A 24,703-nucleotide genomic window follows, 5' to 3' on the forward strand; every position below is an offset into this window, starting at 1 on the left:
TATGGGAGCCGCAGCCCCGAAAATTTCCACAGCTGCCCAACCGAAGGAAGGACCTATGGCTCTTACCCTGCGCCGGAACCACGATCATGATCTCGCCCCGCTGGCCGAAATGCTCCCCGACGAGGACGTTCCCCTGATCAATCCCAATGCCAAAGTGCCTTTTGACGAGCGCGAATGGCACCGCAAATGGCTGGGAGATCGGGATGATGTCTCCTTCTATCTGCGTGATGAGGCGGAACAGGATGTAGGGTTTTTCGCCCTGCGCGTGGGGGTCGGTCCGGAGGTGCGCCATCTGACCTATGTCTATCTGGTCGAGGACGCACGGGGCGGAGCCGCTTCCGATGTGACCGGCCGCGTCGAGGAGGCCGCGCGCGATCTGGGGGCTGCGGTCCTGACGCTGAAGGTCGAGCTCGACAATGTGCCGGCAGTGCGGGCCTATCGTTCGGCAGGCTATGAGGAGCTTTCACGCCGAAATGGCATGGCGACGATGCAGCTCGAGCTCGACACGAGAGAGTGTCAGTTAAGCATATGAATGCGATTTTTTGAGGCTGGGTAAAATTCAGGCCTGTAACGCACTGATAAGCATCATGAAAAATACGGCCTTCCAAGTTTGAAAGCATATCCATACTGATTTCAAGCATATGCATGCAGAAAACCGTGGGTCGGGGTTGATCGATACGCACAAAAAAGCCCGCGACGAACGCGGGCTTTTGTTCTTTAAAGTAGCGGCTTATTACAGGGTCTGCCGAGTCCAGAGTTCGAAGACTTTCGACTTTTCAAAGAGGATCTCGTAATCGTCGACCGAGAATGGTGAGTACCTTGGGCTAAGTCCCAACCTTGCGGTAAAGGCGTGGCAGAATATGGCTGGCGTTAGCCGTCGATCCGCCTGTTGGTATGCTAAGACGATTGCCTCGATAATCAGCTCGACGGCCAGTCCCCATCGGTAAGCACATGCAACCGACAATCGTTGATAGAATTCCCTCGAAGGGGTCTGAGCCAGATCGACATCCACCTTGGCAGCATAGGCGTGGCAGAGCGAATGTAGCTCTTGTTGGTCAGCCGTGTTGCCGGGCGCGATTTCATCGAATGTCACAGGTTTAAGGAGGTATGCCAATTGTTCTTCCCGGATAATGTGGTGCGCGAGGCTGTCCACGCCAGATAGGATCAGCATCAGCGGCCATTCTGGATGCTTCAGAAGGGATTTGAAGCAGTCGAGGATCTTGGCGTGCCCGTCCGGGCTGCGTGGGAAGATATGTTGGCACTCATCGTAATGTATCCCGACCACGCCCTGCAGTTTGGCTTGCAGGACGACCCGATCCCAGACCTGATGCTGGGTGAGGCGTCCTGTTGCGGGGTATTTCAGGCCATGCCTCAACGTATGAATCCCGAGGTCTTTCCAGCTTAAGGAACCGCTCAGGATGACCGACGCGATCTTGGCGGGCCGGCCATCCGGCATAAGTGTTGTACCGTCATTGAGTTGGCTGAGGGTTCTGCGGATTTCGGTGGATTTTCCGATCCGGGAGGGGCCTGTGACCATTATGCCCCGCGCCTCGAAGGGCTGACCGATGGCGCTCTTGCTATAATAATCCGTAAGCGCCCACGAAGTTGCCGCATGCAATACGCGGGCGCGCGGGAAGCTGTAATACGCAGAAAGGAGTTCGGATTTCAGGCGGGCTTCGTCTGCGTTTATAAAGCTCATGTCAGTTTGCCCTTCGTGTCAGGCGTGATAGCGAATGGGTCATTCTCTATCGAGGTTTGCTCTCCATCGAGCGGTGCTTCAAACCCATTTCCAATGACATATTGACCTTGATCCATGGTCATCTGGTTCAAGGTTCCTGGCTCAGCCGCGCCGATCTCAGGTGTCTTGCGCGTGCTGTGGACACCCGCGAGTATTTGGTTGCCCTTCCGAGTTGCTTCTTCCACGGTTAGATAGCTGCGCGGCAATTTATGCTTGGCTGCGATTTCATCCATTTGGTTTTGCAGTTTCTGTCGGGTCCGCGAAATCGTCTGCTCGAAATCACGGGTGAGCATAGGATCCTCGGCCCGGGCATGTTCTGCATAGATGAAAAACTCTTTAAGCGTCAGATCTTGCATCGCGGTCCATTGCAGCTCCACCAGTACCGGTTCCGGATGGCGTGGGCTCAGTACAGTGGCGAAAGCGATGTTGTCGGGGTCAACAAACACCGTGACCTTGCCTCGGAGGGTCTCGCCCAGCTTCTGCAAATCGGCAGAATTGAAAGGCAGCCCGAAGGCTTTGACGCCTTCATGCGTAATTTTACATTCGTGCCGGAAACCCAGGTGGATACGAAAATCATGCGCGGTCGGGGGCAGGATGGCGCCGTATTCCTCGTTGATCTGCTTTGCCGCCTCAATCGGCCGACGGTTTAGCATTGTGGTGCCGGTATGTCGTTGCAGCGGATATTCATCAATCAGATACCGCGTGATAATTCCGTATAGCGCCTCGCAATCTAGTGCACCGTTTCTGATCGGATCATAACCGGTCAGATCACCAGGGCGGCGCCCCGCATAGCCGTGCAACATGGCAATCAGTTGGCTTTCCATGGTGCCGAACATCCGCTCGATGTAGGGTTTGTCGCCACCTCGATAGGTGCGCGCGTCGACAGTGTGAGTGTTTAGCCCGAGCGCGGAAGTTTTAACGGGTGAGTTGCGGATGCCGGATCCGTTGTCACCCTTGAGCATCCCGATACCGATCGCGGGCATCGGGTTGCGCTCGCATCCGTAACGGATTTTTTCCTTAGTCTTGTCACGCATTGCCATTCGAAGCGCAGCTTGAGTTGCTTCAGCACCTGGCGTTTCGCTTAACACCCAGCCTAGCGGCATCCGTGATGCGACATCAATGATCAGAACCAGATGAAGGCGGCTGTGGATGATTTCATCGACTTCTTCGAGAAGAGCACGGTCTTTCTCGCTCAGGTTGGCGTACCAATGGCATTTCTTGGCGGCGGTTATGAGTGAGAGCTTACATTCGTCCACCTCGACATATTCCCCGAGCATCAGCGCCCGAGTGTCAGTGCTGCCGCGGGTAAAGGCATTTACCGCGTGCCTGATGCCATCGCGTGCGACGGAGGTTGCAGTCAGAGGAATGGAGGACACGGCTGCATGGACAGTTTGGTAACTGACCCCATTGATCGGGAGCAATCCATTCGCTTCGCGCGCAACATTTTCTCCGTCGAGCAGTAGTGTGAAGCGTTTGTGGACAGCAGCAACTGAGCGTTTTCGTCCCTCGAGCCAGATCTGTTCGATAGCCTGAAAAATCAGGTCGATGATCGTCGTTGAGATCCGGCGCGTGCGATTACCCTGCAACCATGTCTGACTGGCCAGAGCCATCGGGTCGTAACCGCTTTCAACGTAGCGCCGGTAATAAAGAAGTAGCGTACGCCCCTTCGGCATCTTGGCTGCAGCCGAGATTTTGCCGCCTCTGACACCAAAATCGATCTTGTGCTTGGTGTAGATCTGCGAGGCAATCTCGTGGATCTTTCTCCTGTGTTTCAACACATCGAGGCTGGCTGCGGTGAGTTTGCGCAGCGTAGCGGCGAGCCGCGATATTCCTATGCAAAGGGCTTCACGAAACTCAACGTCATCCCGCTCGCTCTGTGGGAGCTGATCTATATGATGAAGCCCGCCGGCCCTGATGCGAGCAGCCGTCGGATTTTGGGCGAGGGTTAAATTTTTAGACCATACACCTGGCTTTTTGAGTGCGGAGATCAGTTGGTTATAGGTCAGAACCTCTGTACCATGAGCTGCATAGGACATGTCATATCCCCGCTGAGCATTTGGCGTAATGCACCGCAACTGGCCTTCAACTGACAACTCAACTCGGTTTGGGATTTGATATCTGGGATTGATCACGCTGAAGGTCTCCAGATGTGCGAGTGATGGCTGATCACGGCATTCATATTTGCCATAAGCTTGCCGGTAGCTATCAGGCGTAGACAGGATTGGAATATCCGCCACTTTGGTAAGTCTGCGTTCGGAAAGAGCTCAGACATGAGCCAGTAGCGGCCGTGCGATAGGATGAGGTCTTCTACAAGCTCGTCGGCTTTGGCGTCTGGCTGGAATGCCACGAGCCGATGCATGCGGCGCAGGTTCTCTCGCCGCGGACGAGAATAGCTATCGGCATCAATGACGGTAAATGCATGTGCCATGCTCGGTGGGGTGGCCGCGATGATTGCCTGAATTTCCGCTTTGGTACTAGGCTTTCTGAGGCTTGAGGCGTTGCGTACAAATATCAACCGTCTAAACCCGTTGTGGAATGTCTGCCGTAGATCGGGGTAGTGAGTCCGGTCGCTTCCATCAGGATGTCTGTAACGGACCACTTCGGGCTGAAATTCCAAATCGTAGAGATCGGGGTTCAGCAGGATCTCTTCGGCTACAGCTAATTCGGCGCCACTCTCGACGAGGCCAAGTCGTGGCTTCCAACTGTTGGCGGCCGTTTTGTAAAGAAACGCCGCCTTATAGGAGGTGTTGCTGACCGAAATGGGATTTCGCGTTCCCGAGAAGGGAAGGACGCCGTGAATATCTCCAAAAGTAATCTTGCTGGCCGCACGCATGCGGGGCAGGGCGTATTGGGCATTTTCATGTTCGATTGTGTTGAAAAGCGACATCATGCTGCACTCTCTGATCGGTGGCCATAGTTCACTCGCACGCTCTGGCTTCTGCGTGGTCCCAGATTTTCAGCCATGAGGATCCGCGTTAGGGCGTCGCCCTCGGGACGTTGGGCCAATTGAAGAATATGTCGGCGCGGATAGTGAGCGGTTGCACCACGAGGGCCCTGCAGCGGGGGGCAACCGCTTTTTTGCAAATGCGCCCTCAGTTCGACGAACTGTGCTTGTCGCGGGCCATTCAATCCGCGAAGGAAGACGTAGTCACGGTCGAACCGCTCCACCTCGCCGGAAGGGATGTAAGGCTCAGGGGCGCCGTTCCGCGCAGCTTTCTCTAGCGCGCCTACCGCTATGAGATCCCGTAGCAACGTAGTCGTAAGCCCAAGCATTCTTGCGGCGTCAGGCAACGAAACATCGGGTGGCGGTGAATCTTGTAGGCGGGATTGGATCTCGTCTCTTAGGAGGTAGAAGTCCCGACTGTGGAAGCAATTCTTGGCAACCTTCGTTAGGCTGAGTGTGCCACTGAGCGCACCGTTGATCAGCCAAGACGTGGGGCATGCGAAGGTCCGCGCTGCGTCGTGAAGCGATATCCAGCATGGGCCGATACATGCAGACCTCTCGGACCGATCTTGAAGATTTTGTAGATAGGTCTCGACAATCTGAAAATGATACATCGGTAAACCACCGTCCGAGCCGAAGTGCGATGGCAGGATGCCGGAGTCTTCGAGTTGCTCCATCACGAACCGCTCAAGGCCCAGAAAATGGCGCGTGACGGTGATGTTGGACAGCCCGCCGATCGTGGTAACGATCTCGTCCATTAGCTCGCGTGAAACGACGAGTTGTCGACTGCTTCTATTGTTCGGGCTTTTTTTGTCACGGATGTTCCGCTTGATCAGCTCGCGATTGATGAGAGAGATCGAGAAGCCCGTCTCGTGAGACGCCTTGGACGCTGTATAGACGCGGCTTTGCCCTGTTTTTTCGCCCAAAAGGCTCGTGCTTTCTGGGATATAGAAATTGTCGCAGATAAATTTGCGGACGAGGCTACGAAAGCCGTCAAAAGCAGGGTCCTTTTGTGATGCGTGAAGGCACCGCAGGACGGGCTGTAAGATTGAGCCGTATTTGCTGGTCTCCCGCGCCGACGCGGTAGCTACCCGCATGGCCTCCACAATGGCGCCATCTCCCTGAGAGAGGATGCTAAAGCCGGCAGCGCCAGCTTTTATGAGATCGTTGGGGTCGGGGCGAACGACGACAGACGGTCGCAGGTCCATTTGCAGTGCGCCAAGAGCTTCGCTGAAGGCAATGACGACGTGGAGCGGGGTGTCGAGCGGCCGGTGTCGGGTGCCGGAAAGGTGTCCGAGGATGTGATCCTCAAGGGCTTTATGGCCGTCTATAGCGGGCGCGATATCAGATGGTAACCATGCTTGTAGCCCCTCCTGCGCATCGGATGATCTGCCGTTGATCGTGATCGTTTCGAACAGGACATTGTGTACATGGCACCGCCTGAGGGCCGCCAAATGCCAATGGCTGCGGATGCGCCGTGCGTTCGGGCCTCCGATGCTCTCATCTTGCAGCAGACAGACCGGGCAGATCTGTAAGCCGCCTTTTGTAAGCATGCCTTCCGGAAGGTTGGTGCCGCAAAGAGAAACGGTCCCATCTGCATGGTTGCGTGGTGTGTGCCACAACAGGGCATCGACAGGTGTTTCGGTGAGCCGTGCGAGCTTCCGGACGGCGCTGGATTGCCCATTGAGCAGATCTTGATAACCGATGTCGAAGTCTCGACAGTAACTTTTCAACGAAATGCCGTTCATTGCGGCATTCGCTGAGGCGAGAGACAGGCCGGTTTCGCCCTGTCTGCCCTTGCGGTGGATCGCAGAAGGGTAGGCGCCGCCGAGATGCTCCTCGTGCGACGCGATATGTGCGTGCTGTGTTGTTTTCAAATCTTTCGCCCAACCGCTCAGAGGCGCAGCCCCCGACGGTGGTTCCTAACTTCGGGCAAGCGGTCCCATTCGCGCAGGCGCGGTGGTTTGGCTTGACATTTTCGGTGGAGTGCGAGATTGAGTATCCGTCAGACGTCCAAATTTGACAGAACGCGACCTCGTAAACTTCGGTTTCCGGGGTCGTTTTATTTCATGGGGGCACCATCTTCGTCCTTGTTTTCGTAACGTTCTGGCCAGACGCTTTCAGGCCCTACAGAAAGTTTAGCCGCTATAGCTTCCTCAACGCGTCTAGAGCGACTATACCCCTGAGATACTGAACTAATTGTCGTGTGACTGACACCAAGTTCCCGTCCGATCTGCGCCATATTCGCTCCCGCGATACGGAGACGAGCTTTGATTAGCTCGTGGCGAGGCAGGTCTATGTGGCGGGATTGCATTTTAGACGTCCAATTTCACGGTCAGTTTGATGACCCGTGACATGTAAACCGAATCACGTCAATCGCATGCTGAGGGGTTTGCTGCGGGACGCCGTAGGAGACAGAATATCGAAAACTGGCATTGAAGTTTAAGTCTAGACATTGAAGAGCCTGTAGGCAGCGGTGGCAATCTCCCCCCAAAAAAACTCAATCGTATGATTTAAAACAATAAAGTTATCTTTTTGTCCGCTGTGTTTAAAACTTGTAAATCTGCTGAAATCTATTTTTGCCGAGTAATATCAGTATCTTGGATGAATTATCACTATTTTGTGATATTTGAGGTGGTTGGTTGTTTTCGTTACGTCCTCGTACGAGCGTGCAACCTAGATGCCCGAGGTTCTTGAGAGCGCGCAAGCCTGTCAATGTTCGCTTCACCCAAGGCCGCGGGCAGAGCAAAGGGTTGTGACAAGGAGAGACCTATGGACCTTGATTGTGCTGTGGAAAACTTGCGTTCAAAGGTAGTGTCAGCTCTTGACGAGATGTTCGTACTTGCCGAAGAGTTGAGATCGCTGAATGAGGTAGAAAAACGGCTCAATGCGGCTTGTCATCGCGATTACCTGAGAGTGGCAAAAGAAAGAGGTGTCCGGCTCGGACGCCGCCCCTGCATGACAGACGAGCGGGCTCTTTTGGCGGACAAGTTAATCGAGTCTGGCTGTCCCGGTACCGCTGTTTACAAAGCTATTCGAGCTTTGCCTGGCCCGAAGATCTCTCAAGCCACTTATTACGCATGGCAGAAGGTTCATAAATGGTAGGGGGGTAAATACCATTAGACCTACTGTTCCCCAGCATCGTATTAGAACGGGTGTTATACCGCGCCTAGCCAGCGTTCCGCAGTCACTGTAAACATCAGCAAAGCATACAAAGCTGCCATCAGAAATGGTTAAGGCACGAGACGTTCTGCCAGTTTGTTGATCTTGACCAGATCGCCTAGCTCGCACGGAAGAACCTGAACAAACACGTCCGTGAAGCCCTCTTCGTGGAGTGCATATATCCGATGCCGCCCGCTCATGACATCGAAATGGTTGCCGCCCAAGAAACTCAGTTCAGATGGTGTGATTTCGCCACCGGTCCGGATGACGTTTTTCCAAAAGGAGAGCTTACCCTTTTTGAAGTCCGCAAAATCACCTCGCCTTGCCTTCTCGGATAGCGTCCAACGAAAGGACTCTCATCTCTTCGTCGATCTTTGCGATTGAGGCCCAGAAAGTCTTCGCTTCTGCAAACTCACTTCCAGTCCAATTTGGATACCTCGACATATGTTCTCCTAGATAATACGAATGTAGATATGAAAACTACTGCGCAGCCGTCAGCGTACACCCCCTGATTTCTCGGCAATCGTTCTACTACGAGCGCACGCAGCGAGCATAGGACGCTTCAGAACAGGGCTCAAACCGGTCACGCAGCCGAGCGGTACCCGATACGAGGGCCGCACCACTGTATCGACGTTTTCGGCCCTCTGCGGACCTTCACTTCGCCGACGAACGCCGCAGCGCGGCATCATCAGACCGGACTTTCGCTGCGCCTGACTGGTTTCCGAACCATCGAACTCGCAAACGCGGTCATGCAATCGCGCATAAAAGAGTAAATCCCAATCGGGATCACATCGGACCAACTTGCCAAAATTGCACGATTTTCGGAAAAATCGTGCGAGCCGCTTATGTCTGCGGGTTTTGGCGGACGGACCGACCTCGCTTTGGCACAGATTTCAGATCCTGCCCCCTGATTGCAGTGCGGAACGCTGTTGGCGTCATGTTGCGGGCATTGCGAAAGCGACGCGCGAAGTCGGCGGCATCGGAGAAACCGCACTCGGTTGCAATCAGGCCCACGGGGCTGTCGGTCTGTATCAGCATCTGGCACGCCCGGCCAATTCGCAATTGCAGCACATAGGCGCTGATCGACATGCGGGCGCTGCGTTTGAAGATCCGTTGCAGTTGGCTCTCGGTCAGATGCACAAGATCACACAGCGGGGCCAGCCGCACCGGTTCATCGTAATGGGCATGCAAATGGTCCAGCACCTTCTGCATCCGCGCCCGGTCGCGTGGCATCTCGCTGACCGTGACCTCTCCGTTGGCCAGCAGCACTCGATCAGTTGATCCCGACAAGGTCGCGAGGATGGATTGGAATGTGATCACCTGATCCACGCCATCCATCTGCCTCAGATGCAGGATCCGGTCTCGCAGTTGCGCCGACGTTCGTTCCCCGAACCGCAATCCACGCCGGGCCTGCGCAAGCAGAGCCCTGACGGGCGAAAGTTCTGGCACCAGACCGATCAGGCTGGTGATCCAGTCACTGGTGAACCAGCACACAATGGCGCGATGGTCGCCGGCAATCTCGATCAGGCTTTGGGATTGAAACGCATGCGGCAGGTTGGGGGCGATCAGAATCAGATCCCCGTCGTCGTAAGGCCCGACATGGTCCCCCACAAAGCACAATCCGCGGCTGTTCACCGTGAGGGTCAGCTCGAATTCCGGGTGGTAATGCCAGTTGAACGGAAACTCTGGCAGGCGGCGGTCGAAGACATGCAGGGACCGGTCCGGCGGGATGGCAACCGTCTCGAAGTAAGGCGAAGATATGTGCATTGCGTGCCAGTTAAACATTCAGATGCAGCAATCATACAAGGATACGCGGCAATAGGGAATGGTGCGCGCGGTGAAGGCTTGGCATCTGTTGAGCGGAAACCCGGGAGGGCGTGATGCAGATCATAAAAACGGATATCGCGATTGTCGGCTCGGGGGTGGGTGGTTCTGCCGTGGCGCATCAACTCGCAGGCAGCGGCGCGAAAATCCTGATCCTCGAACGCGGTGACGATCTGCCGAACGAGCTGCAGAACAGCGATGCAGAGGCGGTTTTCGTCCAGTCACGGTACAAGACGACAGAGGAATGGGTGGACGCGAAGGGGGCAGCCTATCGGCCCGGTCAATACTACTATGTCGGCGGGCATACGAAGTTCTACGGCACCGCGATGTTCCGCTTCCGCGAAAGTGACTTCACGCAGGCGCAGATCGACGGCGCCACATCCCCCGCCTGGCCGGTCAGCTACGCCGATCTTGCGCCATACTACGCCGCAGCCGAGCGCCTGTATGGCGTGCGCGGCGCGGCAGGTGTCGATCCGACCGAGCCGCCCCGCGATGCCTTCCCCCACGCCGCGATCCCGCACGAGCCAGTGATTGCCGCGCTGTCGGATCGGTTGCGCGCGCAGGGGCTGCACCCATTTGCGATGCCATCGGCAATCGATTATGGCCCCGATGGCACCTGCCGGCGCTGCGGCACCTGCGATGCCTTTGCCTGCCGGTTCGACGCCAAGGGTGACGCGGATACCCGCGTGCTCCGTCCGCTCCTGACGCATCCAGACGTGCGGCTGGAACGCAACGCGGAAGTCACGCGGCTGATTGCCGATGGCGAGGGCAAGCGTATCGTCGCCGCAGAGGTGCTCCGGTCCGGGGAGATCCTGCGCGTGGAAGCTCAGGTCTTTGTTCTCAGCGCTGGGGCGATCAATTCCGCACTGATCCTGCTGCGGTCCGCCTGTGAGGCGGCACCGGACGGAATTGCCAACCGGTCCGACGTCGTGGGCCGATACCTGATGAACCATCACCTGACCGGAGTGATGGGGGTGAAGCCCTTCACTACAAACACCACGAAGTTCCCCAAAACACTGTCGTCGAACGACTTCTATCACGGTTTGCCAGACGATCCCGATGCGCGCGGCAACATCCAGATGCTGGGCAAGATCCAGGGTGCGATGATCCGTGCAACGTATCCCGGAACGCCGCAGTTCGTGGCCGACTGGTTGGCCCGCCACTCCGTCGACGTGCTGGCGATGGGCGAGGATCTGCCCGACCGCGAGAGCCGCGTGCGTCTTCTGGACGATGACCGGGTGCAGGTCGATTACCGCCCCGGCGGGCGGGCCGCCCATGATCGGTTCGTGCGCCATGTCAGGCATGTGCTGCGCCGGGCCGGGTTCCCGGTCGTTCTGCGTCACAGCTTCGGCATTCAGGCCCCCTCGCACCAATGCGGCACGGTGCGGATGGGCGATGATCCGGCGAGATCGGCGCTCGACGCCATGTGCCGCGCGCATGATCATCCGAACCTTTACGTGGTGGACGCGGGGTTCTTTCCCTCTTCCGCCGCGCTGAACCCGGCACTGACCATCGCAGCCCAGGCGCTGCGGGTCGGCGCGCATCTGCGCAACACGCGCGCCATCTGAAAGGACACGCCCTATGAACTTCCTGCTGCCGCTGACCGGCTCCTTCGCGCAACCCGCAGCCGAAAACCCGACCGTCGCGATGATCGAGGCTGCCTACCGACACCACGGTCTCGATTGGCGCTACATCAACGTCGAGGTCGCACCCGACGATCTGGCCGACGCCGTGCGCGGCGCGCGGGCAATGGGCTGGCGCGGCTTCAACTGTTCTATTCCGCACAAGGTCGCCGTGATCGACCACCTCGATGGCTTGGGGACATCTGCCGAGATCATAGGGGCCGTCAATACCATCGTGCGCGACGGCGACCGGTTGATCGGTGAAAACACCGACGGGCGCGGCTTTGTCGCGGCACTGAAATCGGTCGTGGATCCGGCGGGCAAATTTGTCGTCCTGTTCGGTGCGGGCGGTGCAGCGCGGGCGGTTGCGGTAGAGATGGCGCTGGCCGGCGCCGCGCGGATAACCGTCGTCAATCGCACCGCCGGGCGGGGACGTGCGGTCGTCGACCTGTTGAATAGACGCACGGACACGCAGGCAAGTTACGCCCCGTGGGACGGCACCTTTGTCGTGCCGGCTGGCACAGACATCGTGATTCACGCCACGTCCGTCGGTCTGTATCCGGACATCGACGCAATGCCCGACATCGACACCGACAGCCTGACACCGGAGATGGTCGTCGCTGACGGAATTCACAACCCACCCCTGACACGCCTGCTTCAGGCCGCCAAGGATCGCGGCTGCAAGACGGTTGACGGGCTCGGTATGCTGGTGCAGCAGGGCGTGATCGGCGTAAAATACTGGACCGGGCTTGACGTCGATCCGCAGGTGATGCGGCAGGCCTTGTTGGAACTCAACATGTAGAGCCGGGACCGACAACCCTTTAAAGCGTCGGACACTTGGATCTCTTTTTTGGCTACAAAACATCGCCCGGCAGAACGGAGGTCACGCGCCACCCAAAGGGATATGTCTCAAGTGTGCTGTTTTGACAGGATTGCTGGCCACAACGCAGTGTCGACCTGCGAACCATAGGAGCCATCACGCGGCGTCGAGGTGTACTTCGTCTTGCGGCCCTTGCGGGTTGAAAGGTGCGTGACGGCTCATAGCTACTATTTCTCGAGTTGCAATATCCGCTTAAGCATACCCTGAACCGAGCATTCATGCAGCATGAGACACTTGGACGCCAGTCCGTCAGCGGGCCGGTAGAGTTAGGTGTTCAATCTCGGCATCTAGTGAATCGGGCCCAGCGTCGCAAGCGAAGCTTGCGATCTCTGTATTGCTACTCTGACGGCGTGCGCGGTCGTGGCGCTTCCGTGACGAACTTGGTCGCGGGATGAGGGCCTCATGTCCTCAGAATGCCGCCGGCGAGTGAGGCTGACACTGGGATCAAAGGCGTTATCGTGGCCTGGAAATCGTGATAGAGATCCTCTCGGGTCGGATAGACTACCCCGCTCAGGGCGCCCTCGGCGTCGATTTCGTGCCGCCAACTGCCGTCGCTCGGGTCGATCAGCCGGTCCGCTATGAAATCCCATGCCTGACGGTAGACCGTGTCGAAGCGCGGCTCTCCGGTGCGGCGCAGCAACATCAAGGCGGTATTCGCCAATTCGGCCTGCACCCAGTAAGCGCGGTTCGCAACCGAGACGGCGCCGTCGAAGCCTACCGTGTAGACCATGCCCGGATGACCATCCGGTGCCCAACCGAGCGATACGGCCATGTCGAAGAGCGCGATTGCATCAGTTAGAAGCCACGCGGGAGCAGAGCGTCCAACAGCGAGGCAGGCGGCTTCGACCTTCAGCAGAAGTCCGCCCCACTCCGCGTGGTGGCCGGGGGTCAAGCCCCAAGGGCGAGTGTCGTCGGCAGGCTGGTCGGACCCGTAGTCTGGCAGAATTTCCCAAGCGGGCGAGAAATGCTCCGGCAGGGTGCCGCCCTGCGCGGATGGGATCTCGTGACCGAACCGCCGCGCAAGAGCCAAAGCCCGGTCCAGCCAGCGGGTGTCATCGGTGGCATCCAGCAGCGCGAGACAGGCCTCGAGGGTGTGCATGTTGCAGTTGGCCCCGCGGTAGGCTTCCGGGTTGGACCAGTCGGCCGCGAACGAGGGCTGCATCACCTGCTCGGCCTCGATCCAGAAATGGTCGTCGATCACGGCAACCGCGGCCTGCATCAGCTCGTCGCCGCGGGGGACCCCGGCCATCGTGGCGGAGGCGCCGGCCAGCCCAATGAAGGCGTGCAAATAGGCCTTCTTCCGCGACGGCCCCGCCGCATCGGCGAACCAGCCGTCGCGCTCACGATCCCGCAGCGGGCCGTCCAGCAACGCGGCCACACCATGTTCGGCCAGCGAGGCAGAACCGGGCAGGCCCATGAGGCTGGCAATGGAATAGCAATGCACCTTCCGCGCTGTGATGATACCCTGAGGGGTGTCATCGACCAGAGTGCCATCGTTGCCCAGTGTCGCGAAGCCGTTGGGCACGCGAGCCTTTGCGTAATGCCGCAACAGGTGACGCCCTTCTGTGCGCAGCCATTGACGGTGATCCTCGCGGTCTGCCCAGAAGGCGGACCGCTGGACGGGGGTCCGGAGGTCATCCATTGGTAATCATCCCCCCGTTCACGTGCAGCGTCTGACCGGTCATGAAGCTGCTATCTTGGCAGGCCAGGAAGACATAGGCCGGGCCCAGTTCACGCGGTTGCCCGAGGCGCCCCATCGGAGAGGACATTTCCTTAAGCATCTCTTCGTCGAAATCCTTGAAGACAAGCTGGATCTCAGTGGCAACCGGTCCGGGCGCCACCTGGTTGACGCGGATCCCCCGTTCGATCAGCTGCAGCGCAAGCGCTCGGGTATAGCCGACGATGGCCCCTTTGGTCGCCGTGTAGGGCACCAAGGCAGCATTGCCGACATAGGCATTGACCGAGGTGGTGTTGATGATACTGCCGCCTTCTTTCATGTGCTCCAACGCGGCGCGGGTCGTGTGGAAAATACCGTTCATATTCACGTCGAAATGCTGCTGCCACTCGGCGTCGGAGATGTCGGCCTGCGCCGCGTAGGGCTTCTGCATCCCAGCGTTGTTCACTAGCACATCGATGCCGCCCCAGGCCTCGACGACGGCGGCCACCGTGGTCGCACAGCTCTCCGCGCTACCGGTGTCGCCCTGCAGCACCAGCGCCTCAGCCCCTTCGGCCTCAATGCCCTGGCGGGTCTGCTCCGCACTTTTGGCGTCGGAATGGTACAGGATCGCGACGCGCGCACCCTCCCGCGCCATGTGCAGTGCCACGGCACGCCCGATGCCGCTGTCACCGCCGGTGATTAGGACGCGCTTGTCCTTCAGCTTGTCCGATCCTTTGTAGGCATCGGTGATGTATTCGACGGGGGGAAGCAGGTCGTCCAGACGGTCCTTCATGGAAAATTCCTCTCTATGGCGCGTGGCCGGTTGACAGCGGGGCAAGGTGTCTTTCCGCTCGGTCTACCAACGAAGCGAGCCAATGCGAGTTCCACGATTTTTTCATTTTTGCCGAGTGACTTGGGCAATTTTCTCGCTAGACTTTCCACTATGCTGAAACTCTGTAATGATGAAGGTCCGCAATGATCCAGTCTGTCTCTCGCGCACTCCACCTTCTTGAAATTCTGGCCCGTTCCGGAGGGTCTGCAAAACTGAAGGAAATTACTGACATTTCCGGGCTCACGACGCCCACGGCGCACAACCTGCTCAACACGCTGGTCGCACTCGGATATGTGAAGCGGCGCCAGGGAGATGTCCGCTACCATCTCGGGGATCGCATCCTGAACATCGCTCGGGTGGCCGGGAACGATGCTGAGCTGCGGGAGACCCTGCGTCCGAAACTGGAGGCGCTCTTCGAGATGACGGGCGAAACGGTTTTCCTCGCTGTGCCATCGGGCGACGACATTTACTTTCTCGACGCCATCGAGAGCCGCAAGCTTCTCCACGTCGCCGCGCAGACGGGTCAGCGTGTGACGATGATAGGTTCGGCCATCGGACAACTCTTCCTTGCCTACAACCCATCTTTGAGGGCCCGCACCGAGATCAGCCAAGACCTGCGCCGGAACGTAGAGGACATCGCCCGCCGCGGCTACGCGATCGATCACGAGAAGGTCTTCGACGGCGTTGCAGCGGTCGCGGTGCCCTGGATCGAGGATGGCGAGATGCGCGCCGGTTTCGGGGTGACCGGTCCGGGCAATCGGCTAACCCCGTCGCGATTGGACGAACTGGCCGGTGCGATGTCGGAGTTAATCGAGAGCTAGGAGTTTGATCCTTTTGCAGAAATTGAAAGATGCCTTATGGGACAAGTTTGTCACGGAAGCGCCACGACCGCGCACGCCGTAAGAGCAGCAATACAGCGATCGCAAGCTTCGCTCGCGATGCTGTGCCGGGAGCTGGGGATCAACCCAAAGACAGTTGCGAAGTGGCGTAGACGGCAGACAGTTGATGATCTCAAGATGGGCCTAAAGACGCCACGTTCTATGGTCCTCCCGAGGGCTGAGTAGGCGGCTATCGTCGCGTCTCGACGCCACACGCTGCTGCCGCTTGATGACTGCCCCTATGCGCCTCATCCGCCCATCCCGCACCTGACACGCTCGGCGCCACTGCCCGCAAACAACGCTGCATGTGCAGCGAACGTCAGAAAGCTCCGCAACGCAGCCAATGCTTCTGAGAAATTTCCTGTAATGCGGATGAGCGACAGGATCCACGGCTACAATGCGGCATAAATGTTTGCTGCGCCGAAGCAAACACTTCGCTGCGTGCGCGTGCAACATAAAGGTGGCGCTTCTGCTACGGGCTCTATTCCGTCAAGCGGCGATGCAGGACAAGCCTTGATCTTGCTCCGCTCAGAATGTCGGCTTCCACCTTCGTTGGGCCATCGGCTTGTTGCCGCAGCGAAGGTCCGGAATCCGCCCTTATTCCCAAGGTGGCCTCGGCTCTTTCGCTTAATGAACTGAGCTACAGGGTGGACGTGTACGCAATCAGAGTTTCGCATCCTGTCGTGCCAGCGTGCGGTAGACCGTCGGCCGAGAGACAGAGAAAAGCTCGGCCAAATCCGACACCGAATACTCCCCGGTCCCGTACATCCGTGCCAATTCCGCCGCCTGCCGGTCGGAAAGCTTCGGTTTCTTGCCCCTCAGCTTCCCTTTGGCTCGGGCCACCGCCATGCCCTCCCGAGTGCGCAGCCGAATTAGATCCGCCTCGAACTCGGCGAAGGTTGCCAGCACGTTGAAGAACATCCGTCCCATTGGATCGTCTGGATCATAGACCGTGCTTCCGAGCGCGAGTCGAACCCCGCGTTCGGCTAGCCTATCTGCGATATCTCGTGCGTCCGGCACAGATCGGGCCAGTCGGTCGAGCTTGGGTACCACTAACGTGTCGCCCGCGCGCACGGCGGCCAGCGCTTGGGCAAGCCCAGGTCGGTCGCGATTTCGCCCAGTCAATCCGTGGTCGGTGTAGATGCGGTCGGAGGCGACGCCAAGTATTTCTAGTACCGCGCGCTGCGCGGCGAGATCCTGAGCATCAGTGGAGCAGCGGGCATATCCAACGCGGAGGTTTGTCATGACGGGAGTGTAACGCAAGGCCCCCCTTCAGCGATAAACAAATCGTACCATCCTATCGCGACACGTTTCTTCTGCTGGCAGAGCAAGCGCGAGACGACATCAAAGCCGTCCGTTGAACGATCCCCATTCGGACGGTTTCGCTTCTACTTGGTCGATGCAGAAAGCTGTAACATGTGGAAGGTCTCAAAATGCTTCTGGATATCTTGGCGCAAGTATAGTTGGCCGAGGTCCTTGCCGTCGGGAGCATAACGCCACGCGCTGGCTTCGCGTAATACGGCCGAGATCATCTGCCACGTTTGCTTGTATTCAGCTGCAAGAGTGACCGCTGTGGCGTAACGTTGATGGAACTCTTCTAGGTCATCGCATGATACGTAGTGCTGCATTGCCCCGGATCTGGGGTTGCGCGCGACGGTGGAAGGTGTCTTCGCATTCATGATAAGCCAACGCGCGTGCGGCCAGCGCAGCCCGACTGTCTTCGCGAATGTTTGGATGTTCATATGTTTGTCGGACAGCTGATCCGTCAGTTGCTTTGCAACCTCGTCTGTTTTGACAACGAGCGCATCGTAACGATGCTGGCCTTTCAACCTTCCGACATGGGTGAGGCTCCCCGCACTTATCAGATCCAAAACTTCGGTCGGAGAAACACGAAGGCGTTGTGAAACCACCCCCACTTCCAGCCATTCCGGCGATTTTAACGCGATGACCGAGGAATGCCGAAGAAGCTTCTCGAGCCACTCTTTAGCTGCGACCAGATCCCAAAGAGGTTTGAACCCCGAGCCTTCGATAACAGGCGTCAGCACCCCGGCATGTTGTAAGGTCCTGAATTGAGACGGCGTCATTCCAAGCTGACGGCAAAGCTGCTTGCCATCAACACAGCGCCGCAACAGATCGACTACCGGCTGCACAACAGTCGCTGGCATCAACTCCAGTGCGTGAGGTCTGCCTGTATCGACGGGTCGGGCATGCCCCTTCGAGACCAAAATGGCCCGAGCCCGCGGAACAGAAAACGAAGCCTCTTGAGCCGCTGTTGTTACGGAGTGAAATCTTCGCTGCGGCAAGATCTCTCCCAAAACATTTTGTCCTGCCGCGAGTGGCCAGGTTTCAAGAATATGCGCGCGAAGCATGTCACGAATTGGCGCATATTCTAGGCCGAGGTGTGTCCTTTCAAGCCCGTCATAAAGCGCGCCGAAGCGACGACGAGGGCCATCGGCAAACGAGGTTTCAGTTTGCTGCCATTCGGTGAACTGTTCTTTAATTGCCTCAGGACCGCGGTTGGCGATGGCGAAACCTTGTGCAACGGCCTGCCAGCGGTCGCGTCGTTCCATATCCTTGAGTCTAGGGAAACGGTCGCGGACTAATGTACGACCGAGCATATCGCAAAAATCCAGTGCGACCTGAAGCTCCAGCCCCATGAGCCAGCCTTCTGCAGGTCGATTTAGAAGTCGCTGATGAAACCAGATATCGAATTCGGTGCTAGATATCCGCTCGAGTTCTGATTTGGATGCCCTTGAAGTATTGCGAAGATCGGCGGCGATGTCAGGCCACAGTCCCTTGGCGGCCGGCCGGCCAAGGGGCTCAAGGAAACAGGCGTGTTTGACACATATGAAGCTGAGCTCATGGGCCCATTCCGCTCGTAAATGTTGCCTCTCCAACCCGTCCGTTTCCGCATCTTCCGCAAGGCATTGCGGGCAACCGCGCCAAGCAGCGGATCGAAAGCGTGTCGCGGTGAGATCATATCCGCGAAATAGATACTTGTGGCGATCAGTTCGCTGAGGTGTCCATGAAAGTAACGAAACGGGGTCGATGCCCCCCACATCCGCCAAGCTCAGGATTGCTTCGCGGGATCCATGATGGATGGCCTTCAAATCCATGCCAAGGTCGCGGCATAAAGCGTGCGGATCGACGGCGTTCCGATCAGCCAGACGCGAGAGATAGCTATAGGCAGGCTCTCGCTCACCCAAAAGAGTGGTGATCGGTAAGGCGGGCATGATCTTCCCCGGACATGCTGATAGTTCACGTAGTAGGCCTTCGAGCTGAAGGCGTCCATACCCAGCATCAGCGAGTTCGTGTCGCTGATAAAGGCTCGCGATGAAACCTGCCGACGACAGGAAGGGCGGGGAGCGGCCTTTCGGCAGTGCAGTGAACTAGCCGCCTCAAGACGCAAAAGCGGCCACTCGACCTCGGTTCAGCCTCACGGAGGCTTGACCCTACGTGAAGGGCGGAGAACTGCCTGACGGCGGCGCGGCACCGCAACGGCATGCCCCCACCATAGCCGCCGTTCACGCCGCGCTCGGCAAGCGACGCACTGCGGTCCAGATCCGCGCTGCCATCCTCAACCGGTTCACGGCTCTCGGCACGCCGAAGGCCGCCCCAGTGGCATGAAATTTAAGAGATTACGGGCATTCTAGCCCAAGACTGCTTTGTGCAAGAGCGACTCGGGGAATGAAAAGACTGTCGTCATTAGCAGAAATGGTGTGAACCTAGCACCGCGAGCACCTGTTGTGACGGGGCAGGCGAGCTAGGTTCGCCACCGGTTGTGAAGATATCTGTCTTAGAACAAGAACTCGCGGAGTTTGCTTCGCGCGCTCTGTGCCTCTTTGTGAAAGAGGCAGACCTCCTCCACCGCGAGGCGTCCCGTCTCTCCAAATTGCACAGATAGCGGCTCATCGGGCCTTAGAACAGTGGAACGCGCAGCGAGGTTTTTTTCATCTCTCACCAAGGCGTTCAAAGTCTCGAACCGCGCCAAAAGTCCGGGCGCTGCGGGGGTAAGGCCTGCCTGCGCAAAGAGATCAAAAGAGAGCACCATCACGCCGCCTGCCGCTGGCAAGACCGTTGCGAGGAACCACAGGACATCCGGGATGAGCCCGCCATAGCCAAGCGCATCACAGACGAGCCGCATCGTCGCAAAAAGGCCGCTCGCATAGAGGCTTCGCCTTGCCAGCCACCGCCAGCCTTCGGCACGTTTCGCGCGCTTCACCTTGGCTTGGAAGTAGCGGATCTGCCCTTCGATCCAATCCTTACGCATGGCCTCCAGATCACGACGCTGGCCGCCGTTGTGGCGGCAGCTCTCCGAGGCCTCCCCGCAGAGGCAGGAGAGAGAGAAGCCGCGCACGGCCTGCACGATCCAATCCGGGACATGCGACCTTGCGCCGAGAAGCGAGACAAGCTCGGGGCGGGTGCTCGCATAACCCGCTTGTCGCCAAGCCCTGAGCACGCGCAGCACTTCGGCAAAGAGACGGAAGTCCCAAGGCTCTCCCTCATGCATCAGGTCGAGCCGCTGGTTGCGCCGAATGATCAATCCACTCACAGCCAAGGCCATAAGAAAGACGCAAAGCGCAGAGAGGGAGAGGCTTTGGGGAAGGCGGTCGCCGAAGTCGCCATAGATGCCTTGGGCGCCAACCGCCGTCAGCGCGGAAAGACAAAGCCAGCGCCAGTTCCAACGCCTGCGGGTGACTTTGGCCTTGGCCTTTTTCTCAACCGCGTCAAAGCGGGCTGGAAACTGCGCCAGATGGCTGTTGCCCGCGACCTGCCCCAGCCGTTCGGCCACCCCGTTCAGCCGGGCAAAGGGCCGAAGCGCCTCGCCCGTCTGGATGGTCGCGGGGGTGGCGCCCACCAGTTCCTGCTCGCTCTTGTACCAGCCCGCGACGGCAATACTGGCTTGGCCCCTGCGCGGGGTCGGGACGACATAGGAAAGCGACCAACTGTCGTGCAAATCGCCAGCGTTGCTGCGTGGCGGCTCAAGCTTCATGCGCTCAAAGAGAACGTCGCTCGTCCCGCCTGCATCGCGATTTGCGACGCCATCCCAGGCCGCGATCAGAACATGCGAGAACTGCCCAAGCCAACGGCCCAGAGCGGCATAGGCCGAGGGATCAGGCTCTCGGGTTTCTAGCTGTGCTAAGACACTGATATTGATCTGATGTCTCGCGCGCGCCAACCATTGATCAAAGCGCTGCCGCTCCGGCGTGCCGGGCGCGCCGTGGCGGTGATCGGTGGCCGCGAAGGGCAGAGCGGCCACCAACTCCCAGCCGAGCTCCAGCGCGACATCAGCGGCGATCTGATCGGCCCCCTCTGCCAGCCCAGTCATTAAGATCGGGCGGCAGTTGTTCACGCCGAGGGTAATTTCGCGAAGCAGCTGTCTCAGCCGCTGGCGCAGGGCCTGGGGATCATCGATCTGCCGGTGTCCGGTGAACCCCACAAGGAAGGGGACGACGGCCGCCTGGATCTCACTGGACATAGGGCAAGAATCTCCTCAAAAGAATGGCGCTTTCCATCAACAGGTCCTTAGGGCTCAGTCGTTCGTTAGCCGGGAAATGGGAGGCCGCCCAATTGTTTTCGAAGTGTGCGAGTTCATCAGGCGAGAGGTTGCTGGTGGTGACGACCCTTCGCATTTCGTCACGACGGTCCGACTGAGCCAGAAGATCGACGAGGCTCTCTAGGGCGGCAATCCTGAACTGGCGATCGCAGGCAGGGGACCGTGCTGCGTGATGAAGCTGCGTGAGGACCTTGTCGACAGTCTCAAGCATCATCGATCCCGGCGCGAGCCGGAGGACCGTTTTATCCGACAGGTTAAGCCCGAGGTCCTCGATCCTCTGTAGATCAGCGGCCTGTTGGTTGGCGAAACTTGTTTCCTCAAGGCCGATGGCGGCGAGGCATGCAAAGAGGCAAAGGCTCAGGGCGATTTGCTCGGCACCTTGTCGGCGCCCGAGTTGGTCGAGCATGGACTGCGACAGATCGAGGCTTGCCGTGACGCATTCCTGACTGAAGGGCGCGACAGCGAAGACACTGACGAGATCAGAGAGCAGCTTTTGGGTGCGCAGCGGTTCTTGCATGCTCAGAACCTTGGGGCGCAGCTGGTAGAAATTCCTTCGAAAATCTTCATCTCTTTGGGGCGCCTTGTCGCCTTTCTCCCCACTCAGCCCAAGTTGATCGATCTCCGCTTGGCGCTGTTCATCCAGCAAGGTGAAGAGCTTGGTGTCGCCTTTCCCTCGAAGGAGAGCGGAAAACCCTTGTCGCAAGCCCGCGCTATCTGCCCGCAGTGCCGTGCTGAGGGCGGCATGGGCCGCTTCAGCCTCAGCCGATCCGCTTTCGAACAAAGGCCCCCGGGGATGATCGGCGAGGCTTCTCGCAAGCGCCATGCAGGCTTCTTGCTCATGAAGGGCGAGGCCCGCGATCACTGCCAAAGCGTCTTGGCAGCGGGGTGCGCTGATGGTTAGATCGGGAGATCTATCGATGAGCGCCTGAAGGTCCTCAACGAATTCCGGAAGCTCTGCGGCAACCGCCGTCGCCAAGGAGGGGGACATCGCCGCGAGATAGCCTGGCGTCATGGCGAGGCGACGGCGAAGCTCAGGGGGGCGGTGGTCCAAAGCGCTGCGACCGGCGAGGCTCGCCCGTCGCGCATCGGGGCTGCGCGTGAGAAGGGCCATGACGACAAGACGGTGGATCTCAGAGGCATCCTCCGGCATCGGCCAGACCTCGGGGAAGAGCAGCCGATAGGCAAGCCCCTGACCAGAGACAACGCCTCCCAGACCGTCGAGCAGCGTCATCGCCAGATCGAGCCGCGTGGCATCAATCGAGATCCCGCGCTCTGTTGCGAGTGCTGCCGCAATCGCCGTCACCTCGGAAAGCTCAAGCGGGGTATCGACGACGCGCAGCACATCCAGCACGAGTTCCGCCATGATGGCAAACTCAGGCATAATGCCCGAGATTGCCACTGATGCTCCGCGCAAGAGGTCCCCAAAAACCTCATCAGGCGAGGTGAGCTGCGAGATTTGCGCCACCTTGCTTGCGAGCCAGTCATTCTGGCTCATGGCTTCGGGCTTCAAATCTCCCCAAGAGACCAAGGTCCAGGCGAGTAAGGCAGAGCCGCTTAGGCTCGCGCTCACTGGGCTTTGTGTGAGGGCTGTGAGCAGCCTTTCATTCATCGCAACGCCTTTGCCGCTTTGGGCAACGATGGTAGCGATGATCTTTGCGCTCATCTCCGGCTTTTGCGGCGGGAGCGTCAGCACATGTTGCCGCTCAGGGAAGGGGGCGATTTCTTCGGGTGACGTCAGAACGAAGAAGCGCACCGCAGGCGAGATAAGCAGAGGGGTAGATTGCTCCAAGAGATCGACGGGGTTTGGCCTGACGAGGATGACCCGAAGAACGCGGCCCTCCGTCTCCAGCTCTCGCAGGAGGAGCGAGACCATCACCCGCACCCGGGCATCTCCCATCTCCATCGGGTCTTGGGGCGGCCAGCCACAGGCCTTTGCCAGAAACGCCAGCAGGCGGCGCATGGCCCGCGCGCCGCTCAATTCACCGAAGAGGCGATGCTGATGGTGGAAGAGGAGCGCGTCAGAGCGGGCCAGATTTTCAACCATTGCTGCTCCGATCAACTCGGCATCAGCAGAGGTCTGGCATTCGATAAGCGCCATGCCGCGCCCCAATGGCAAAGCCTTGTCGGCTTGGTCCACGATTTGCATCATATTATAGCCGAGAGGCGACCGCGCCGAACCCGGCTCCAGTCCTTCAATCCGGCTAAGATGCACGCGCTGCGCTTCGTTCTGGCGATACGCCGATTGCACGAGCGGTTGTGCGGGCAGCTCAAGTGGATAATGCCGCTCTAGCACCGTGATTAATTGGGCAACGGCTTTGGAATATAATTCGCCACTATCCGAGTAGTCGAAACGCTCAGCAGCGGGGATTTCCGTGAGCATCTGCCTGAGGCCATCGTGGCTTTGCTGCGCGGCCTGTGCCTCCGAGGTGGTTTTGACGAAGAACAGCCGCTCCCGATCTGCGGCCAAGGCATGGCGGAATTCATGATGCGTGGCAGAGAGGCTTTTCTCGCCCTTTAGCGGCAGCAGGGAGCCGTAGCGTTTACTGACCAAGCCGATGAACACAGGCACAGCCCGATCCATTTGCTCAAGGCAATGTTCAACGATGGAGGCCTCGGGGATTAAGTCGCTATCAACTCCCCAGCGTAGATCGATCGCATTGCAGCGCACGCCGCGTTCTTCGCAGGCCATGCGAACGCGGGGAAGCACGAAGCGGGTGAAGAGATCACGCTCTTCTTCCATGCCGCCAAAAACCGAACTGAGGAAAATATTGAAGCTGTCCACACTATCTTCCTGATTAACGCAAGACCTTCGCCTGCAGGTTGTTGAATTTGTCAAGAAAATTCATAGGATTGGTTTTCGACCGAATTTTCGACGGCGCCGTTCACATTCTAGAGTGTGATTTCGCTTTAGGTGAAAGCAACATTCGTGCGCCTTGCATCTGACATCCTCGCCGTTATGCAGTGCGAGTGGGTTCCGGCTTCGCCATATGCCAAGTTTATCGTTCGATTTCTCAAATACTGCAACCAGAGACCTCTCCCTGAGAGATCCCGAAGCAGCGGTTCTATTGGTACTGCTATTGGAATGCCCCCTCTGAAATGGTCCACCCGCGGGGATATATTTATCCGGTTATTAGGAAGACCAGAGCTGTTCGACGCTCCTGCGTTGCCGCCATCTGACCTGAGAAATTTCTTCGCTGGGTATTGAACGGCTGATCGTGTCCCAACTGATGGTGTAGCTCATAGCGGGCCTCGTGCTGACTGGCGGGCCGAGCTGATCAGTCGCGCTGCGCTGCAGGCAAGCTGCCCACGACATCATCGCAGATTGGCGCCAGCGTTTCCAGTGCCATGTATCGACCGCGCTGGACGGTCCATTCCTCGGTCTGCTCCATCAGGATGGCCCCAACGAGGCGGCGGATCGAAGCCTCATTAGGAAAGATCCCGACCACGTCCGTACGGCGCTTGATCTCGCCGTTTAGGCGCTCCATCGGATTTGTGCTGTGTAGCTTCGTTCGATGCTGCTGGGGAAAGGTCATGTAGGCCAGCACATCCTCCTCGGCGCCGTCCATGAGGGTCGCCAGCTTTGGCAGTTTCGGACGCATCTGATCAGCG

General features: G+C 58.4%; 18 protein-coding genes and 1 pseudogene. 6 read left to right on the top strand and 13 right to left on the bottom strand.

All coding sequences use genetic code 11. The features are described 5' to 3' along the window. Positions 1-55: 55 nt before the first annotated feature. Positions 56-532 (top strand): GNAT family N-acetyltransferase, encoded by a 477-nt coding sequence (locus VSX56_RS13590; protein ID WP_350937842.1) that lies wholly within the window; start codon positions 56-58, stop codon positions 530-532. A gap of 201 nt (positions 533-733) precedes the next feature. Here the strand turns inward: VSX56_RS13590 and VSX56_RS13595 are convergent, their stop codons facing one another. The 5 genes from VSX56_RS13595 to VSX56_RS13615 form a co-directional block, all read right to left on the bottom strand. Next, positions 734-1,699, bottom strand: a complete 966-nt coding sequence (locus tag VSX56_RS13595; RefSeq protein WP_350937844.1) for an ATP-binding protein — start codon at positions 1,697-1,699, stop codon at positions 734-736. After that, the gene (locus tag VSX56_RS13600; protein ID WP_350937847.1) at positions 1,696-3,774 is read right to left on the bottom strand and encodes a TnsB C-terminal domain-containing protein; all 2,079 of its coding nucleotides are present in this window, start codon (positions 3,772-3,774) and stop codon (positions 1,696-1,698) included. Before VSX56_RS13600 ends, VSX56_RS13595 begins: the two co-directional genes overlap by 4 nt. A 92-nt stretch (positions 3,775-3,866) precedes the next feature. Next, the gene (locus VSX56_RS13605) at positions 3,867-4,628 is read right to left on the bottom strand and encodes a hypothetical protein (RefSeq protein ID WP_350937849.1); all 762 of its coding nucleotides are present in this window, start codon (positions 4,626-4,628) and stop codon (positions 3,867-3,869) included. Beyond that, positions 4,625-6,559 (bottom strand): TniQ family protein, encoded by a 1,935-nt coding sequence (locus VSX56_RS13610; RefSeq protein ID WP_350937851.1) that lies wholly within the window; start codon positions 6,557-6,559, stop codon positions 4,625-4,627. The genes VSX56_RS13605 and VSX56_RS13610 overlap by 4 nt, the downstream gene beginning before the upstream one ends. Before the next feature lie 185 nt (positions 6,560-6,744). Continuing rightward, positions 6,745-6,996, bottom strand: a complete 252-nt coding sequence (locus VSX56_RS13615; protein ID WP_350937853.1) for a helix-turn-helix domain-containing protein — start codon at positions 6,994-6,996, stop codon at positions 6,745-6,747. Between the two features lie 458 nt (positions 6,997-7,454). On the opposite strand from VSX56_RS13615, the gene VSX56_RS13620 reads away from it, so the two are divergent. Further along, the gene (locus VSX56_RS13620) at positions 7,455-7,787 is read left to right on the top strand and encodes a hypothetical protein (protein ID WP_350937855.1); all 333 of its coding nucleotides are present in this window, start codon (positions 7,455-7,457) and stop codon (positions 7,785-7,787) included. A 900-nt stretch (positions 7,788-8,687) separates the two neighbouring features. On the opposite strand, the gene VSX56_RS13625 is transcribed toward VSX56_RS13620, so the two are convergent. Continuing rightward, entirely contained in the window at positions 8,688-9,629 is a 942-nt protein-coding gene (locus VSX56_RS13625) for a helix-turn-helix domain-containing protein (RefSeq protein ID WP_350937858.1), read from the bottom strand. A gap of 95 nt (positions 9,630-9,724) precedes the next feature. Between VSX56_RS13625 and VSX56_RS13630 the strand changes: the two genes are divergently transcribed. Both VSX56_RS13630 and aroE read left to right on the top strand, forming a co-directional pair. Then, a complete protein-coding gene (locus VSX56_RS13630; protein ID WP_350937860.1) occupies positions 9,725-11,236 on the top strand; it encodes a GMC oxidoreductase in 1,512 nt (503 codons plus the stop codon). Between the two features lie 13 nt (positions 11,237-11,249). After that, positions 11,250-12,092: a shikimate dehydrogenase gene (gene aroE / locus VSX56_RS13635; RefSeq protein ID WP_350937862.1), complete on the top strand. Its 843-nt coding sequence runs from the start codon at positions 11,250-11,252 to the stop codon at positions 12,090-12,092. A 478-nt stretch (positions 12,093-12,570) separates the two neighbouring features. On the opposite strand, the gene VSX56_RS13640 is transcribed toward aroE, so the two are convergent. Together VSX56_RS13640 and VSX56_RS13645 are read right to left on the bottom strand one after the other, a co-directional pair. Then, positions 12,571-13,812, bottom strand: a complete 1,242-nt coding sequence (locus tag VSX56_RS13640) for an AGE family epimerase/isomerase (protein WP_350937864.1) — start codon at positions 13,810-13,812, stop codon at positions 12,571-12,573. Beyond that, entirely contained in the window at positions 13,805-14,620 is an 816-nt protein-coding gene (locus tag VSX56_RS13645) for an SDR family oxidoreductase (RefSeq protein WP_350937866.1), read from the bottom strand. The genes VSX56_RS13640 and VSX56_RS13645 overlap by 8 nt, the downstream gene beginning before the upstream one ends. 182 nt (positions 14,621-14,802) lie before the next feature. Between VSX56_RS13645 and VSX56_RS13650 the strand changes: the two genes are divergently transcribed. Both VSX56_RS13650 and VSX56_RS13655 read left to right on the top strand, forming a co-directional pair. Continuing rightward, complete coding sequence (locus VSX56_RS13650) at positions 14,803-15,480, top strand: IclR family transcriptional regulator (RefSeq protein WP_350937868.1); 678 nt, start codon at positions 14,803-14,805, stop codon at positions 15,478-15,480. A 36-nt stretch (positions 15,481-15,516) separates the two neighbouring features. Then, positions 15,517-15,819 (top strand): annotated as a pseudogene (locus tag VSX56_RS13655) (IS481 family transposase); the annotation flags it as partial. Positions 15,820-16,200: 381 nt separating this feature from the next. Here VSX56_RS13655 and VSX56_RS13660 read toward each other — a convergent pair. The 5 genes from VSX56_RS13660 to VSX56_RS13680 all read right to left on the bottom strand — a co-directional run. Next, the gene (locus tag VSX56_RS13660; RefSeq protein WP_434096039.1) at positions 16,201-16,800 is read right to left on the bottom strand and encodes a recombinase family protein; all 600 of its coding nucleotides are present in this window, start codon (positions 16,798-16,800) and stop codon (positions 16,201-16,203) included. A gap of 125 nt (positions 16,801-16,925) precedes the next feature. Next, positions 16,926-18,770, bottom strand: coding sequence for a TniQ family protein (locus VSX56_RS13665; RefSeq protein ID WP_350937871.1), 1,845 nt, complete (start codon positions 18,768-18,770; stop codon positions 16,926-16,928). A 563-nt stretch (positions 18,771-19,333) separates the two neighbouring features. Then, complete coding sequence (locus VSX56_RS13670; RefSeq protein WP_350937873.1) at positions 19,334-21,016, bottom strand: SLOG family protein; 1,683 nt, start codon at positions 21,014-21,016, stop codon at positions 19,334-19,336. Continuing rightward, positions 21,006-23,876 carry a DUF4062 domain-containing protein gene (locus VSX56_RS13675; RefSeq protein WP_350937875.1) on the bottom strand — a complete coding sequence of 957 codons (2,871 nt, stop codon included), beginning with the start codon at positions 23,874-23,876 and terminating at the stop codon, positions 21,006-21,008. Before VSX56_RS13675 ends, VSX56_RS13670 begins: the two co-directional genes overlap by 11 nt. Before the next feature lie 493 nt (positions 23,877-24,369). Next, a partial coding sequence (locus VSX56_RS13680) for a transposase (RefSeq protein WP_350937877.1) occupies positions 24,370-24,703 on the bottom strand: 334 nt, incomplete at its 5' end.

The sequence above is a fragment of the Thioclava kandeliae genome (genome assembly GCF_040297545.1).
Classification (GTDB): domain Bacteria; phylum Pseudomonadota; class Alphaproteobacteria; order Rhodobacterales; family Rhodobacteraceae; genus Thioclava; species Thioclava kandeliae.